The organism is Croceimicrobium sp., from assembly GCF_965228705.1.
Taxonomy (GTDB): domain Bacteria; phylum Bacteroidota; class Bacteroidia; order Flavobacteriales; family Schleiferiaceae; genus Croceimicrobium.
The window spans coordinates 3528931-3544269 of the sequence record NZ_OZ245832.1; the positions used below are offsets into that span (position 1 = coordinate 3528931).

The 15339-nt window shown below is 41.7% G+C and carries 15 protein-coding genes and 2 tRNA genes; 9 read left to right on the forward strand and 8 right to left on the reverse strand.

All coding sequences use genetic code 11. The annotated features are described in order from the left end of the window. Nucleotides 1-40: 40 nt before the first annotated feature. From folK to ACO05P_RS15755, 3 genes are all read left to right on the forward strand, one after another. The gene (gene folK / locus ACO05P_RS15745) at nucleotides 41-547 is read left to right on the forward strand and encodes a 2-amino-4-hydroxy-6-hydroxymethyldihydropteridine diphosphokinase (RefSeq protein WP_421752335.1); all 507 of its coding nucleotides are present in this window, start codon (nucleotides 41-43) and stop codon (nucleotides 545-547) included. After that, nucleotides 534-1139, forward strand: a complete 606-nt coding sequence (locus tag ACO05P_RS15750) for a deoxynucleoside kinase (protein ID WP_421752336.1) — start codon at nucleotides 534-536, stop codon at nucleotides 1137-1139. Before folK ends, ACO05P_RS15750 begins: the two co-directional genes overlap by 14 nt. 130 nt (nucleotides 1140-1269) lie before the next feature. Then, nucleotides 1270-2676, forward strand: a complete 1407-nt coding sequence (locus tag ACO05P_RS15755) for an OmpA family protein (RefSeq protein WP_421752337.1) — start codon at nucleotides 1270-1272, stop codon at nucleotides 2674-2676. Nucleotides 2677-2723: 47 nt separating this feature from the next. Here ACO05P_RS15755 and ACO05P_RS15760 read toward each other — a convergent pair whose 3' ends face one another. Further along, the gene (locus tag ACO05P_RS15760) at nucleotides 2724-3251 is read right to left on the reverse strand and encodes a TrmH family RNA methyltransferase (RefSeq protein WP_421752338.1); all 528 of its coding nucleotides are present in this window, start codon (nucleotides 3249-3251) and stop codon (nucleotides 2724-2726) included. A gap of 72 nt (nucleotides 3252-3323) precedes the next feature. Between ACO05P_RS15760 and mutS the strand changes: the two genes are divergently transcribed. The 5 genes from mutS to ACO05P_RS15785 all read left to right on the forward strand — a co-directional run bounded on the left by mutS (nucleotide 3324) and on the right by ACO05P_RS15785 (nucleotide 7319). Continuing rightward, complete coding sequence (gene mutS / locus ACO05P_RS15765) at nucleotides 3324-5885, forward strand: DNA mismatch repair protein MutS (RefSeq protein WP_421752339.1); 2562 nt, start codon at nucleotides 3324-3326, stop codon at nucleotides 5883-5885. 79 nt (nucleotides 5886-5964) lie between these two features. Then, a tRNA-Gly gene (locus ACO05P_RS15770) sits at nucleotides 5965-6037 on the forward strand. Nucleotides 6038-6131: 94 nt separating this feature from the next. After that, a tRNA-Leu gene (locus ACO05P_RS15775) sits at nucleotides 6132-6217 on the forward strand. A gap of 186 nt (nucleotides 6218-6403) precedes the next feature. Then, a complete protein-coding gene (locus ACO05P_RS15780) occupies nucleotides 6404-6805 on the forward strand; it encodes a DUF5367 family protein (RefSeq protein ID WP_421752340.1) in 402 nt (133 codons plus the stop codon). Between the two features lie 4 nt (nucleotides 6806-6809). Then, on the forward strand, nucleotides 6810-7319 hold the full coding sequence (locus tag ACO05P_RS15785) for a GNAT family N-acetyltransferase (RefSeq protein WP_421752341.1): 510 nt from the start codon (nucleotides 6810-6812) through the stop codon (nucleotides 7317-7319). A 74-nt stretch (nucleotides 7320-7393) separates the two neighbouring features. On the opposite strand, the gene ACO05P_RS15790 is transcribed toward ACO05P_RS15785, so the two are convergent. The 3 genes from ACO05P_RS15790 to ACO05P_RS15800 form a co-directional block, all read right to left on the reverse strand. Further along, complete coding sequence (locus ACO05P_RS15790; protein ID WP_421752343.1) at nucleotides 7394-9049, reverse strand: hypothetical protein; 1656 nt, start codon at nucleotides 9047-9049, stop codon at nucleotides 7394-7396. Between the two features lie 188 nt (nucleotides 9050-9237). Then, the gene (locus ACO05P_RS15795; RefSeq protein ID WP_421752345.1) at nucleotides 9238-10485 is read right to left on the reverse strand and encodes a TlpA family protein disulfide reductase; all 1248 of its coding nucleotides are present in this window, start codon (nucleotides 10483-10485) and stop codon (nucleotides 9238-9240) included. A gap of 127 nt (nucleotides 10486-10612) precedes the next feature. Next, nucleotides 10613-11260, reverse strand: a complete 648-nt coding sequence (locus ACO05P_RS15800) for a response regulator transcription factor (RefSeq protein ID WP_421752347.1) — start codon at nucleotides 11258-11260, stop codon at nucleotides 10613-10615. A 203-nt stretch (nucleotides 11261-11463) separates the two neighbouring features. Between ACO05P_RS15800 and ACO05P_RS15805 the strand changes: the two genes are divergently transcribed. After that, nucleotides 11464-11856 (forward strand): response regulator, encoded by a 393-nt coding sequence (locus tag ACO05P_RS15805; protein ID WP_421752349.1) that lies wholly within the window; start codon nucleotides 11464-11466, stop codon nucleotides 11854-11856. Between the two features lie 129 nt (nucleotides 11857-11985). Here ACO05P_RS15805 and ACO05P_RS15810 read toward each other — a convergent pair whose 3' ends face one another. The 4 genes from ACO05P_RS15810 to ACO05P_RS15825 all read right to left on the reverse strand — a co-directional run bounded on the left by ACO05P_RS15810 (nucleotide 11986) and on the right by ACO05P_RS15825 (nucleotide 15276). Continuing rightward, entirely contained in the window at nucleotides 11986-12642 is a 657-nt protein-coding gene (locus ACO05P_RS15810) for a response regulator (protein WP_421752351.1), read from the reverse strand. Nucleotides 12643-12739: 97 nt separating this feature from the next. Further along, nucleotides 12740-13282 (reverse strand): 5-formyltetrahydrofolate cyclo-ligase, encoded by a 543-nt coding sequence (locus ACO05P_RS15815; RefSeq protein ID WP_421752353.1) that lies wholly within the window; start codon nucleotides 13280-13282, stop codon nucleotides 12740-12742. Next, complete coding sequence (locus tag ACO05P_RS15820; protein ID WP_421752355.1) at nucleotides 13269-14489, reverse strand: 3-deoxy-D-manno-octulosonic acid transferase; 1221 nt, start codon at nucleotides 14487-14489, stop codon at nucleotides 13269-13271. Before ACO05P_RS15820 ends, ACO05P_RS15815 begins: the two co-directional genes overlap by 14 nt. 22 nt (nucleotides 14490-14511) lie before the next feature. Next, on the reverse strand, nucleotides 14512-15276 hold the full coding sequence (locus ACO05P_RS15825) for a hypothetical protein (protein WP_421752357.1): 765 nt from the start codon (nucleotides 15274-15276) through the stop codon (nucleotides 14512-14514). Nucleotides 15277-15339: the final 63 nt, after the last annotated feature.

Consider the following 15339-nt stretch of genomic DNA (forward strand, 5'->3'; position numbering starts at 1 on the left):
AGTTTTGCGTTGCATTAGCAATATTAAGTAATACTAAGATTTGTCGAAAGTTGTTCACGGCGTTTATCTGCTGTTAGGAGCGAATCTGGGGAATCCCCCTGAAACCTTCCGTCGGGCAATCCAATTGCTGAACCCTTCCATTACTATTAGTAGGAAATCCTCGCTGTTTATTACAGCACCCTGGGAAATGACGACTGAAAATTGGTTTTACAATCAAGTTTTGGAGGTGGAAACCGGCTTAGAGCCGGAGGGGGTTTTAGCATTGATTCTCGATGTGGAAAGGGAATTAGGGCGTTTAAGAACGGAAGGTGCCGGCTATGAAGATCGATTGATTGACATTGACATTTTATTATTTGGGAAAAGGGAATATCAGAGTGCCAACTTGCAGGTACCTCATAAATATCTCCATAAACGAGCCTTTGCTTTAATGCCATTGTTGGAGCTTCAGCCGAATTGTGTGGAGCCAGGGACCAATATTCCCTATGAGAATTATTTAGAACGCTTGGATGAAGAGCGTCAAAAGATCAAGAAGCTTGAAGGATATTAAGTATATAGCTATAGAGGGCAATATTGGTGCGGGAAAAACTACTCTTGCCAAATTACTGGCAAAGCAGTTGAAAGGTCGCTTGATATTAGAGGAGTTTGCGGACAATCCTTTCCTGGAGAAATTTTATCAGGAGCCAGAGCGCTACGCCTTTTCGGTGGAGATGGCCTTTTTGGCTGATCGTTATCATCAATTATCGGAACTGCCTAGTAGTGGCGATTTGTTTCAACCTTATATTATTGCAGATTACGCCCCCTTTAAGAGTTTAATATTTGCACAGAATAATCTGAATGAAGCTGAATTCCGCTTGTACCGCGAGTTTTGGCAAATGGCTTTCAATAAGATACGTCAACCAGACTTGATTATTTACCTCCATCGAAGCAATCCAAATTTGATTCAAAATATTAAAAAGCGAGGACGCAGCTATGAACAAAATTTGAAAGAGGATTACCTTTTAAAGTTAACAGAGCGTTACGGAGTGTATTTAAAAAATTTCTGGGATGGGGATATTTTAAGAATTGACGCAGATTTGCAGGATTTTTTACACTCCGAATCGGACGTCCTGTCTTTGATTGACCGTATTCAAGGTCTTTAGTTAGAAAATGAATAGATTTTAGGGGCTATTAATTTTTCTACAAGCATTCATTTTTATTTGCTGTTACCCCCTTTTTAGTACTTTTGCCTAGTATTTGTATAAGAGCAACTACTTAACCTTTTATAATTGTATGAAAAGATTAGGATTACTTTTCGGATGTGTCTTAATGGCTGGTGGAATGAATGCCCAGGATAATGAGGTTCGGCTTTCCGAAGCTCACCGCAGCAATTTCAAACATTGGTCTCTTGGACTGAACGTAGGAGCTACTGCCTCATTAGGTGATGCTGCTAGTTATTTCTTTGGTGAGAAAACAGACGCTATGCCTTCGGGTGTAGGTGGTTTCGAAATTGGTTTACGTGGTAACCTGAATTATTGGTTCAGCCCTACTATCGGTTTAACCGGTTCTGCTGGATACCACAGTACTTCTGGTACCGATTTTAACTACTATTTCGAAGGAAATTATATCGATGCTGACTTGAGCTTGAATTTCAACTTGAGCAACATGTTCCTTTACGGAAAGGATTATGATCGTAAGCATGCCTTATTATTTAGTATCGGTTTAGGTGCTACTTCTTTAGAGGCTGAAGGTTACGATGAGGCTGGTAATTTCCTTGCTAGCGCTGGTGGTCCTGATCGCGCCTTTACTACTACTATTCCATTACAATTGACCTACAAGCGTCAATTGAGCCAAACTTGGGACTTAGATATTCTTTACAAGCATACCTTCGCAGGAATCGACGGTGCTGATGCTCAGAGTATTGCCCCAACTGCTGATTTCTTTGGTTACTTCGGCGTAGGTGCTGCCTATAACTTTGGTTCTGACGATAAAGAGTCTATCGTATACTACAGTCCTTTCGAGGGTGTGTTTGCTGATATGACCGAGATCAAGCAGAACTACGAGAAATTGGTAAACGATGACGACGGTGATGGAGTTAGCAACCTTTTCGATGAGGATAACAGCACTCCTGCCGACGTAAACGTTGGTCCTAACGGTGCTCCTCTTGATGTTGACGGTGACGGTATTCCTGATTACCTGGATGCGGATCCATTTACTCCTAAAGGAGCTAAAGTTGACAACGAAGGTCGTATGGTTGACTCTGATGGTGACGGTGTTGGTGATCACATGGATCAAGAGCCTAACACTCCTAAAGGTGCCTTGGTTAACTTCAAGGGTATCTCCGTAGCTAGCGCTGCTTCAGGCGGTGGCGGTGTAGGAGCTTACTTACCTTCAGTATTCTTCAACTTCAATAGTGCTACTGTAACTGACGCTAACTACTTACGTTTAGCTGCTATTGCAAATACCTTGAAGTCTAATCCTAATGTTAAAATCGTACTTACCGGTTACACTGATGCTTCCGGTCCAGAAGATTACAACAAGACTTTAGGTCAGCGTCGTGCTGATGAAGTGAAACAAGAATTGGTTCAGGTTTTCGGAATCAGTGCTGATCGTATCGAAACTAGCTCTAAAGGTGAAAACGATCCTTTGGCTAAAGGTCACAATAACATCAATCGTCGTGTAGACGTTGCGGTTAAGTAAGCCTCAATAAAATAATAAAAAAGGCCTCCTAATTAGGAGGCCTTTTTTTATGCCTTGATGCGTCGTATATAGTCCCAAAGGACGACCCCGGCGCTTACCGCTATATTTAAGGAATGCTTGGTGCCGAATTGCGGGATTTCAATGGCTCCATCACAAAAATCCAGTACTTCATCGCTTACCCCGCTTACTTCATTGCCAAAAACAAAGATTTGCTTCTGATCTAAATTCGGTTCCCAATGGCGGAGGTCCACAGAGCCTTCACATTGTTCTACCGCCCAAATTTGATAGCCTTCTTCTTTAAGTGTTTTAAGAGAGTTTAATCCATCTGGAAGACTCTCCCAGTTTACAGATTCAGTCGCTCCCAAGGCAGTTTTTCGCATTTCCTTGGATGGTTTTGGGCTTAATCCACCTAGATAGATTTTTTCGCAGCGAAAGGCATCAGCGGTGCGGAAAACGGATCCTACATTAAGTAAACTTCGTACTTCGTCTAAAGCGATTCGGAAGGGAAATTTCTCTTCCTCTTTAAATTCAGAAACGCTTAGTCTATTAAGCTCACTCATTCGAAGCTTTCTCATTGTCCTTTGTATTTTAGCTCGCTCGCAAATTACTTCAAATTGGCCGCTAAAAAGAAAACTCAGACCCCCTTAATGCAACAATACAACGAGATCAAGCAGAAGCATCCCGATGCTATTCTCTTGTTTCGTGTGGGGGACTTTTATGAGACCTTCGGGGAAGATGCTATTGCAGCAAGTCGGATTCTGGGAATTGTATTGACTAAAAGGGCCAATGGCTCAGCCTCTGAAATAGAATTGGCGGGCTTCCCACACCATTCTTTGGATACTTATCTGCCCAAATTGGTGAGAGCCGGACGCCGGGTGGCTATTTGCGATCAATTGGAAGATCCCAAACAAACTAAGACCATTGTTAAGCGCGGAATTACCGAATTAGTAACTCCAGGCCTCACAACGCATGATCAAGTATTAAATAGCGGTGAAAATAATTTTCTTGCTGCGGTTCATATAGGGGCTAGTATACAAGGGGTGGCATTTTGCGATCTCTCTACCGGTGAGTTTATGGTGGCCCAAGGGAATCATGAGCAGGTAGATAAACTGCTGCAAAGTTTAAGGCCCACCGAGGTTCTGTATTCTAAGAGTAAGCGCAGGGTATTTGAAGATGTATACGCCAGTCAGGCCTATTCCTTCCCTTTGGATGAATGGATTTTTCAATTTGAATTTGCAGAACAAAGTTTACTCGATCATTTTAAAGTAAAGTCATTAAAGGGTTTTGGGATAGAGAACATGGAGGAAGCCATTATTGCTTCCGGTGCCATATTCCATTACTTAAAAGAAACCCATCATAATCGCCTGGATCATATTCAGTCGATCAATCGCTTAGATAATGGGGAGTATGTTTGGATGGATCGTTTTACCGTCCGCAATCTGGAACTATTCGAATCCAATAGTCGTGGTGGCCAGAGCTTACTGGGAGTTATTAATGAGACCTGTTCTCCGATGGGTTCGCGTTTATTGCAACGCTGGTTAGCTATGCCTTTAGTGGATATGCAACGCTTGGCTAAGCGACATGACCACGTGGAGGCCTTTTATCGTAATCCGGATTTGATAAGCTCTGTTCGGGAGGCATTAAACGAGATTTATGATTTAGAGCGTTTAGCTGTAAAAGTTAGTACTGCTAAAGCCTTGCCTAAGGAATTGGTGCAATTAAAGCGTGCGCTGGTCTTGGCTAATGATGTGAAGGCCCTTTGTGAAAAGGAGGAGGCATTTGATACATTGGTAGGAAGAATTCATCCCGCCAAGGATTTAATAGCTCGCATTGGCAGTACTCTAAAGGATGAGCCTCAGAATAATATGGCTAAGGGCGAGTATGTTCGGGAGGGCGTTTCCGCAGATCTTGATGAGTATCGTGAGTTGCTCTATAATGGCAAGGATAAGCTCTTGGAAATTCAGCAGCGGGAAGCAGAGAAAACCGGAATCAGCAATTTGAAGATTGCCTTTAATAATGTCTTCGGCTATTATTTGGAGGTGCGCAATACGCATAAAGACAAGGTTCCAGAGGAATGGATTCGCAAGCAAACCCTGGTTAGTGCCGAACGTTACATTACCCAGGAACTCAAAGAATATGAGCAGAAGATCCTGCAGGCCGAAGAAAAGATCGTTGCTCTGGAACAAGAGATTTATCAGCAATTATTGCAAGATCTCTTAACTCAATTAGGGCTAATTCAATCCAATGCTCAGGTATTGGCGGAAGTAGATTGTTTGAGCGCCTTTGCTTACCTGGCCCAACGCAATGATTATCATCGCCCGGAAATGAATGATGGGGACGCGATTGAGATTAAAGACGGGCGGCATCCGGTGATTGAAAAGAGTCTTAAGACTGGTGATGAATATGTATCCAATGATGTGAAATTGGATCGCGAAAATCAGCAGCTCTTAATGATTACCGGTCCGAATATGAGTGGTAAGTCGGCCTTATTGCGGCAAACCGCTTTAATTAGTCTGATGGCGCAGATCGGAAGTTTTGTTCCCGCCAGTGCAGCCAAACTGGGCTTTTTAGATAAGATTTTTGTTCGAGTTGGGGCTTCGGATAATATCTCACAAGGGGAATCAACCTTTATGGTGGAGATGAATGAAACCGCCAGTATTCTAAATAACCTCTCTGAGCGCAGTTTAATCCTCCTAGATGAGATTGGTCGTGGCACCAGTACTTATGACGGGATAAGCATTGCTTGGAGCATTGCAGAGTATTTACACGAGCATCCGAGTAGGGCTAAAACCCTATTTGCCACCCATTATCATGAATTGAATGAAATGGAAGGTAATTTCGAGCGCATTCGCAATTATAATGTGAGTGTAAAAGAAATGGGGGATAAGATCATTTTTATGCGTAAGCTTAGTGAAGGAGGTAGTGCGCATAGTTTTGGTATTCATGTGGCGCGAATGGCAGGGATGCCTGCTTTGGTGATATCTCGTTCTCAAAAGATATTAAGTGAGCTAGAGGCCAGTCGAGCTAATGGTAGGGAAGCGGAAACACTTAATGATCAGGCCAAGGAAATGCAATTAAGTTTCTTTCAATTAGATGATCCAATTTTGGATGAAATCCGCAAGGATATTGAGAATCTGGATATTAATACCCTTACCCCGGTAGAGGCCTTGATGAAGCTAAATGAAATCAAGAAAAAAATTGGTGCTTAGGCTTGCTCAGGTTGGATAAATGATATTATATTTGCCGACCCAAAGCGAAAGCAGCGGTGTTCTTTAACAGAATAGAATTGCGAGAGTAGCTCAGTTGGTAGAGCACAACCTTGCCAAGGTTGGGGTCGCGGGTTCGAATCCCGTCTCCCGCTCAGAGGCCCTCCTGAAGAGGGCTTTTTTTTGCGCTTCCTGGAAACGCAGAAAATGGTTCTGGAATTCGAATGTAAATTTGAATTCTTCATAGCCGCCCTGGTGGTGGAATTGGTAGACACGCGGGACTTAAAATCCCGTGGCCAGCAACGGCCGTGCGGGTTCAAGTCCCGCCTGGGGCACAACAGAAAAAAGCGTTAACGAAAGTTGACGCTTTTTTTGTTTGTAATCCTTTCTGGGAACTCTTCTGAGTTTCAAAATCAAGTATTCTCATTTACTCTCCCTTTCGAACCAATCATCGTGCCTTTGAAACCAATGATTGCTAGGGCTTCTGCCAATCTTTGCCTCATCATTAAAGAAACACAATCATGAATTTGAAAAGGGCAATGCTTTCGGCAGTTTTAATATGGGTATTAGGTGTAAGCGCTTATACAGGATCCTTCTTTATCCATCTCATGGCAGATCCTAATTTACAAGCCAATTTGGTCCTCACATTCGCCTTGATTCCCAGTGCTATTTTGGGGGCTAAATTGTACTATCGGAGTGGACTCAAGACTAATGGGTTTAAGCTAGGTACAGGGATGTTTTTCATCGCGATGCTCCTGGATGCACTTATTACTGTGCCCCTATATATTATTCCAGAAGGAGGTGATCATATTAGCTTTTTTAGCGATCCGGGATTTTGGTTTATCGCGGTAGAGTACATTTTAACCGTGGGATTGTATTGGCGATTTAAGGTTTTTACCAGAAGTCGAAAGCTTTTTAGTTAGTTCCATGCTTAGTACAAAAAGAGCTTATATAAGGCCTTTGAAGAGCTCCGACTTTGAGCTGCTCTTAGAAATGTACTTGGAACCCGATTCCAATAAATATATCGCTCCTCTTAAAGATCAATCGCCCGAGTTTTATCTGAATTTCCTGCAAACTAAGCGGCAGCAAAATCAAAAGGAAATGGGATTCTGGGTGGCGGTTGAAAAGACCTCGAAGCAAATTATAGGTACTGTTAATCTCAATACCTATGCACCCTTAGCTATTAAGCATATTGGCTGTCATTTGCGAATCGCTTTTTGGGGAAAGTCTTATGCCTCTGAATTGCTAAGTGCTATGATCAAATATGGATTCGAGGAAAGGGACTTGCCCCGCATTCACGGAGTTTTAGAAAGGGAAAACCTGGCTTCAAGGAGGCTCATGAATAAACTGGGCTTTAGCTTTTACCGGAAGGAGATTGTAAATGATGTGCAACTAGAAGTGCATAAGCTTGATATTGACGAGTACCCCTTGAAATAGATGAAAGGCCGGCAAAAAAAAAGCAGACTACTCAAATTTTGAATAGCCTGCTTTGAAATGAAAATTATTCCTGCTTAGAATCCAATCTTATTACAAACGGATTGTGGTAGATTGATATCATAGGTATGCCCATCAATCACTTTGACATTCATGGTGTCAATCTGGTCCTGGCCATACTGTGCGCGGAAGTCATAATAGGCGCCATCTTCCAGACTGGTAAAGCTGTATTGGCTTACAGTATTATTTACAAAGCGATAGAGTTCGCTAAAAGGAGCCTCATCGCTGGGATCATGAGCACGGTAGTACATCACTACCCCTACCGGAGGTTGGATGAAAGCGCCATCACAGCGCAAGCGATAAGCTAAGGTTACCGGATCAATGGCACTGTTGTAGTCAATTTCATTTTTCCAGCCATTGCTGGTTTCGCTGGCATTAAAGCTGTAATTGCTGTTTTTCAGGCTACCGGATTTGGCTCTAACCTCTTTTAATACTAAGGGTTGCAAGGCTTTAATATCTTGTTGAGGGTTGGAGGAAGTAATGCTTGGTGACTCATAATTGAAAGAACCGCCTAGCTCAACCACATATTGGATATTAGTATTCAGAATTTCAAAAACCAATTCTAAGTTACCGGTAGCGCTGGGTACATTGGCGCTCTTTAAATTACTGCTAATGCTGTATTCGTATGAAGGAGTGAGTTTAGGGGAATACCAAAGTCTGTAAGCACTGCTTTCCGTGCTATAGCTTAAGGGATCAACTGAAATATCGATGTAGAGAACGTCATTGTCATCTTTCTTTACCACTAAATCCTGGTTCGACATAAACTTCCAAACCTGTTCTTCGGGTTCAAAGTATTTTACGCCAGCACGATCACCTACCGCAAAGGGCTGTAGCGTTTCGGGATTGTAGAGATTGGGATCTATATCCAAGCGAACTGTAGCATTGAGGCCTGGAGGGGTCAGGATTTCGGTTAAACCGCCATTCTCATTAATTGCGGCAAATGAGAAATCTTCGCCTTCACCCAAGCTAACATCTCCATTTCCTGTTGTTGGCACGACTAGGTCTATAGCGCCATCCCAAACAGCAATAAAAACGGAGCCGTCAATAATTTCAATTTCAAAACGGCTAGCCTTCTTGCCAAGAATAAGGTTTCCTTGCTCATCTAAAAACTTGGTGCCTGGAGGTATAGTTAAGGCCACTTTACTATTGGCTGTTTGGGCAGAAACTTGAATGGTGTCGCTGGTTTCTCCAGTGCTGGGATTGGTGCTGAAACCAGCTGTGCCCACGGCAATATTGGAAGGAAGGTTAGCAGTGTTCAATAGCCTTAACTCCTTGTTTTGATAGTATTGGCCTTCTTTTACCTCATAGGAGAGGTTGCTGCCTAAATAGCCGGGGGCTGAAGCATTTATACTAAATCGAAGGGAAGAACCCGCAACAGGTTCCTGCTCTGTGGGAACCATTAATTGCACCAGCTTACCACTGTTTTGAATATTCTGAGTTCCGTCCAAAGCGTAGATCTTGCTGGCATCGGGGCCACTAAGTCTAATACGCAGGTTCGCTGGTAAAACGGCATTGGAATCAGAGACATCTACCAAATCGGTAATGGCGATATAGCGGTAAAATGTGGGGTTTACATGTACATCAAAATCATTGATGATATCATCTGGTTTGGTGCAGGAAACAAGACTTATGCTTAAAGCTAATAGGAATAGGGGTTTAATAAAGCGAATCATATTGGTTTTAAATCGGTTGCAAAAAGAATCCTTAAACAACCAATACCAAGGTTTATCAAAAGCAGTAGTGGGAGTAAGGGTTTGTAAATTTAAGTAAAGTAGCAGTGAGTCTTAGGGGTTTAGTTTTCAGGCACTAAGCGTATGGGCTTGTTTTTTGGCTGAGCCGAAAATTGCCTGCTTAGCATATTCTAAAGATCCAAAAAGGACGCTATTTCTTTGGCATTAGTAACTATACTGATAATCCTTCCTTTAGGAGAAACCAGTATAAAGCTTGGAAAGAAAGTAATGTTAAATCGCTTCCGAAATTGATTATCAGCTAGAGCTAAAGGCCAGGGAATCTCATGCTCCTTGCGATAGGCTTCTACGCTTTCGGGCTTATCGTGTTCAAATACCCCAATAACTTCAACCTTATTTGTTGCGTATATTTTTTTGATGTCTGGCTCTTGCTTGAGGCAAGCTCCGCACCAGGTGCCCCCCACATCAATAAGTAAAGGATTTCCCTGCGATAGGAAAGCGTCCAACCTTACTTTACTTCCATCCAAAAGTTGAATCGTAAAGTCAGAAATATCCTCACCTTCTACGAATACTGGATCAGGCTTCGTATTGGTTTCGGCTAAGGTGATGTGTCGGCCATCGGGGCTAAAGCTTTTTAAATAATAATTCTGATCATATAATTTAAAAATAGCGTTTGGATCCAATACTTGAGCTTGCCTTAAAATGGAACTGAAGTCTTGGTTGCCGTCCTGTATTCCTTCTGTAATTAGAATGCGGTCCCCTTGAGAATGAGTTTCCAGGCTAAAAAGGCCATCCGCAGAGTTGTCGAGAAGTAAAATGCTAATGATCTTGCCATTTAAGATATTCTGACTAAGGGCTAAGTTTAGTCGATTCGCTGTTAACCAAAATCTAGGAGCAAGGATTTCGCTCTGTGGGTATTTGGACTGATAACGGGCTTTAAGCTGAGCTTTATAGTTAGGTGAAATTTGACTTCTCGCAATGCTGTAGTGCAGGGCAGCGGTTTTGTGCTTTTCATTAGTCAACTCAATACTTATGCTGTTTGATAGGGAAATACCTTTTCCATCGTCACTGAAATCCATATTACCATTGCGATCCAGGTAAATAGTGGATTGTGATTCGTGAGGGTTCTCAATCAGGAAACAGATTTCCTGGGGAAAGGTAGGTTGACTCAGGCCATTAAAGTATATAAATCCATAGGCTGTATTCTCCAATTTCAAACCAGGAGGTAATTGCTTAATGGGGGCCTCTTGCGCTTTATTATTAATTTGATTTTCCGATAATTTAAAGAGGGGGATAAAACTTACCAGATTGCTATTGAGCCCAAATTGACTTAAATAAATGGGCTCAGTCTTTAATTGTTTATCCTGAGCAAAGCTTTGAATGCTGAGAACCAGAAATACCAAAAGAGCAAAAAACTTCATGGGAAACATGAAAATTGAGCTCAAGAATAGCTTGCTTGGGTAAATCGCTTAGGCCATGGCCGTGTTAAAGATACAAAGGCATTGAAAGTTGGCTTGTCAGAGAATGCGCTAAGCATTTTATAATGGCTCAACTGGGTAAGATAAGCCCTTCATTAAGGGCCCATTTGTAGAGATCCAGGCTGGTCTCCAATTCCAATTTTTGAAAAATCCGCGCTCGGTAGGAAGCTACGGAGCTATTGTGAAGCTTGAGGATTTCGGCTATTTCCCTGGAGGTTTTACCTTGAATCATTAAGGAAAGTACTTCCGACTCTCTTTGGGAAAGGCAATTTATTGATTGCCGGTGGTCGGAGCCGGAAGCTATACTTTCCATTAAAATCTCACTTGAAAAATAGTTTTTACCATGCAAGAGGTTAAGAATGGCGAAGTGCAGTTCTTCATCAGGGGAAGTCTTCTCAATAAAACCATTGATCCCTAAGTCAACTAATCGCTTAATGTAAAGCTTGGCCGGCTCCATAGAGAACATCAAAATGGGGCTTTTGGGTATAAGATTACGAATGATGCGCACCAATGATATTATTTCAAAGTCGGGGAGATTAATGTCCATCAGGATTAAGTCCGGAAAGTCTTGTGATTCAGCAATTTCTTGGCATAGGCTTACCGCTTCTTTGCCATTGGCGGCTATTTGATAAGTGTCGAAGAGCTTATTGCGTTCACAAAATGATTTAACTCCCATTTGAACTACCGGGTGGTCATCGATAATTAAAAGCTTAGGCATGAAATGATTTTCTGGCAAGGAATAGATTTCCCCTATTTCGCTTTTTAGAAAAATCGGATTCTTACTGTAGAACTTATTTTACAGAGCCTAAAAAGCTTGTTATGTTCGGTTATGCTAGTTTAAGTTCTACATGAGATTAGAACGAATGCCACAGGGTCTTTCTCTTTGAATCAAGAGGTTTGTAATATCAAAAAAATGAAGTTGTGCGAATATTAGTTCTTGAAGACAACCAGTTTATAGCCTCAATAATTACAGCGTCTTTAAAAAGTAGTGACTGTGAATTGCTAATCGTTAAAGACCAGTTTGAAGCCGAAAGGCACTTCGAGAAAGAGCAGCCCGATATTTTGATATCCGATATTCATATGGAGCAGGGTACCAGTCTTGATTTTTTGAGAGTGGTAAGTAAATATCCAAAGACGAAGGTTGTAGTGGTAAGCTCAGATTTCGAGCGTTTGATGGAAGTAGAAGAAAATATTGGACTGAAGAACTGGTCTTATATCAGCAAGAATAATCGCAAATGGTTGATGATGATCAAGACGGAGGTTCTGTCTTTCCTCAATACTAATAATAGTAGTACAGCTACCTCACTTGTTTAGGTCCTGAACAGAAAAAAGAGGACTCCGAATTAATTATTGCTTTTGGGAAAAATCGATTCATCCTCATTGTCTCCGAATCCCTCCTTTCCCAAGCAAATGTGCCGGTAAATAAAAAATACCGGCACTTTTTTAGGGGTGAATGAGTCCTTCCTTTAAGGCCCACTGATACAATTCAAAATTACTTTTCACGCCAATTTTATCGAAAATTCGGGTGCGATAGGTGGCTACGGAGCTTTTATGTAAGGACAGTAATTCACAAATTTCTTTAGGGGATTTCCCCCTAATCATCAGGCCTAAAATTTCCGATTCTCTTTCAGAGAGATCATTGGAAATACTACTGAGTTCATCGGCTTCATCCTTATCATTCATTACCTCCATTAAGATGTCACTGGAGAAATAGGATTTACCGGATAAAATGCTGCGAATGGCAAATAGCATTTCATCATCAGTAGAGGTTTTATTCAAGAAGCCTTTAACGCCTAGCTTAATCAGGCGTTTGATATAAAGTTTTGGAGGCTCCATGGAAAACATCATAATAGCAAGTTCCGGAGCCCTGTCCAGCATAAATTTTACCAAGGCTAAAGCTTCATAGTCGGGCAAGTTAATATCTACAATAGCCATTTGGTAATAGTCAGGATCTGACTGATGTTCCTTAATCTTCTTTACCGCCTCTTTACCACTTCCCACTACATCAACTTGGCTGAACAGTTTATTGCGCTCCATAAAAGCACTCATTCCCATTTGCACTACCGGGTGATCATCAACGATTAAAATATTGCCTGCCATAGCCTTGAATCAAATTAGCTTAAAAATATCACTATACCCTCAATGAAAAAAGGAAAGAGCTTCAAAATGAGTGATTAAAGTGATGAATATTTAAAAATTAAAAGTTGGAAATAATAAATTGAATGGGGATATCATGGGCCTCGGTGGGGATATTTGACTGAAGCATAAAGGGATAGCAGAGCGCAAGTGTTTGAGCCTCAGGGTGTAATTTCAGGAAACGATCGTAGTATCCGCCTCCGTAGCCAATTCTGGCACCCTGAGAGTCGAAGGCCAGGCCAGGGCAAATTATTAGGTCGATACTTTTCGAATATAGCTCCCCTTTAATTGGTTCCCAGGTACCCCACTTGCTTTGCGTTAATTGATCCTTGCCTTCATAAAGGATAGGTTTAAGAACTCTATTGGGGGCAATTTTGGGGATAATAATTTTAAGCCCCTTCTCTCGCAGGGCTTCTAATACAGGCCAATGATTAACTTCATGAGCCATTGGAATAAAACTGTGGATAGTCTCAGGTTGAATATCTTCAATCCGCTCGAGTAGTCGATTCTGAAGCTCATGGTCCCAAGCTTCCTTTTGCTTGAGATCTAAATTTTGCAGAGCTTTCAAACTCTGGGCTCTGAGTTGTTCTTTAGAAGCTTCCACTATGCTGCATTAGCTGGTTAATGGCCTGGTTGATTTTTTGACTAGCACCAAGTTTAGCTTGAATATAGGATTCAAAGTCTTGAGGCAGGGGTTTCTTTGAGCTAAAATAGCGGAAGGCATTTGCCAAATCATCGTAATTGTTAATTTCAGCGGCAAGACCTCTATCCAACATTTCTTGTGTTTCCGGGAATTTCTTTCGCTTGGGGCCAAATAAAACCGGGATATGATAAACGATAGCTTCAATGGTATTGTGAACACCTTTGCCCAAACCGCCACCAATAAAGGCGAGATCGGCGAAGCGGTAGAGGTATCTTAGTTGTCCGATAGAGTCGATAAGAATGACGCGATCCTCGGGTTTGGTAGTCTTTTTACTAAAGGGAGATATGCCAAAATTGCTAAATCGCTTTAGAATGCTTTGGATATTGGATTCACTAATATCATGTGGTGCCAAAATGAGTTTAAAGTTCCGCTGCTCTGCCAATAATTTGAGGACTAAGCTTTCCTCTTTTTTCCAGGAGCTACCGGCGATTAAGCAGAAATCATCGCCTATGAATGATTGGATTAGGGAGCTTTCGAAATCTTGCTCCTTATTTTCCAATGCTCTTTCAAAACGGCTGTCACCACAAAGGCTGATTCCTTGAATGTTTTGTTCTTGTAGAATCTCTAAACTGGGCTGATCTTGAACTAAGATACGGTCGAACTTATGCAAAGCTTCCCGGAAAAAGGCTTTTTGATCTCCTTTGAAATAGATTTGATTAGCTCGAAATACAGCTGGAGCTAAAATGAGTTTGGTGTTTAGGTCCTTTAGTGCTGAGAGTAAAAAAGGCCAAATCTCATATTTGATGAATAAAGCAAGTTCGGGTCTTAATATTTGGGCAAAATCGGTACTGTTCTTTTTCTCATCCAAAGGCAGGTAAATGATGGCATCGCAAAGCTCCGTTTCTTTAAAATACTCGTAACCGCTAGGGGAAAAGAAGCTTACAAAAATTTGATGCTCCGGCCATTGTTTTCGCAGGCTTCGCAATACTGGCGTACCTTGTTCCATTTCCCCCAGGGAAGCAGCGTGAATAAGAATCCTCTTTTTATTGGGGTTTACCAGTTTTTGTAGATCCTCTCGCCATTGTTGTCGGCCATCCACCCATTTTTTAGCCTTGTCCGATTGCAGGGCTGCCAGATGTATTAAGGCCTTATAGGTCTTAATAACCATGGGGTACAGTATTCTTTGAAGGCTAGTCAAGATAGTATTCCTCCTTTTTTCCACCCAGATAAATAGGGATATACCACTTTAGCTTTAAACTGTACATGAAATTGAGCTGGGGATCTGAAGATAAAAGGCCAGTCGGGTAATAGTATTTACGTAAATCGCGAGTCCAGATTTCGGATATTTCAAAGGAAACTTTGAAGTTGATCATGTGGTTGGGAGACAGATACAGGTAGCTGATATTCTGTCGTAGACTAAATCCACTGGAAAGCCGATCGTATCCTTTTTTATACTCGTCTAAAATCTGAGGAGAATCATTGTTGACATTATCGATATTCAGCCAATAGAAACCATAGCCAGCTCCTAAGCCCAGGCCTAGTCCACTATTTAAATTTGGACCAGTATTGGCAAAAATCTTTTCCAAACTTAAATGAAAATGCGTTCCACTCTGATTGATATTTACCACAGCATAATTTCCGGTAGTGTTTATAAGGTTACCATTCTCAGTGAATACATTGCGCAGGGCATTTTGACGATCTGGCACTTCTCCGCCAAAAAGATATTCACCCTCCAAACTCAGCATAAAGTTGGATCGAAATTTACGTCCAACATTAGCACCAATGCTGAAACTCTGGGCATAGCGATCCGTCCAATCTCCAGCTGGAATATTAATGCTGGCTTGGGCTCCTAAGAGCCACATTCGATCTGGCTGATTCGAATTTTGAATTTGCCCCGAAAGGTATGGAGAATCTAAAAAGAGTATAGGGAGTATAAGGTAGTAGAGTGCTTTCATTAATGGCAAAAGTATTTTATTTCAGCATAGTATAATCTTTCCTTTATTCCATTTTAACTGTAG

Bases quoted from the DNA above. Each gene is read 5' to 3' on its own strand.
- ACO05P_RS15785 (WP_421752341.1), top strand. From the start codon at position 6,810: ATGCTTAGTACAAAAAGAGCTTATATAAGGCCTTTGAAGAGCTCCGAC.
- ACO05P_RS15790 (WP_421752343.1), bottom strand. From the start codon at position 9,049: ATGATTCGCTTTATTAAACCCCTATTCCTATTAGCTTTAAGCATAAGT.
- ACO05P_RS15755 (WP_421752337.1), top strand. From the start codon at position 1,270: ATGAAAAGATTAGGATTACTTTTCGGATGTGTCTTAATGGCTGGTGGA.
- ACO05P_RS15795 (WP_421752345.1), bottom strand. From the start codon at position 10,485: ATGAAGTTTTTTGCTCTTTTGGTATTTCTGGTTCTCAGCATTCAAAGC.
- mutS (WP_421752339.1), top strand. From the start codon at position 3,324: ATGCAACAATACAACGAGATCAAGCAGAAGCATCCCGATGCTATTCTC.
- ACO05P_RS15780 (WP_421752340.1), top strand. From the start codon at position 6,404: ATGAATTTGAAAAGGGCAATGCTTTCGGCAGTTTTAATATGGGTATTA.
- ACO05P_RS15820 (WP_421752355.1), bottom strand. From the start codon at position 14,489: ATGGTTATTAAGACCTATAAGGCCTTAATACATCTGGCAGCCCTGCAA.
- ACO05P_RS15810 (WP_421752351.1), bottom strand. From the start codon at position 12,642: ATGGCAGGCAATATTTTAATCGTTGATGATCACCCGGTAGTGCAAATG.
- ACO05P_RS15800 (WP_421752347.1), bottom strand. From the start codon at position 11,260: ATGCCTAAGCTTTTAATTATCGATGACCACCCGGTAGTTCAAATGGGA.
- ACO05P_RS15760 (WP_421752338.1), bottom strand. From the start codon at position 3,251: ATGAGAAAGCTTCGAATGAGTGAGCTTAATAGACTAAGCGTTTCTGAA.
- ACO05P_RS15825 (WP_421752357.1), bottom strand. From the start codon at position 15,276: ATGAAAGCACTCTACTACCTTATACTCCCTATACTCTTTTTAGATTCT.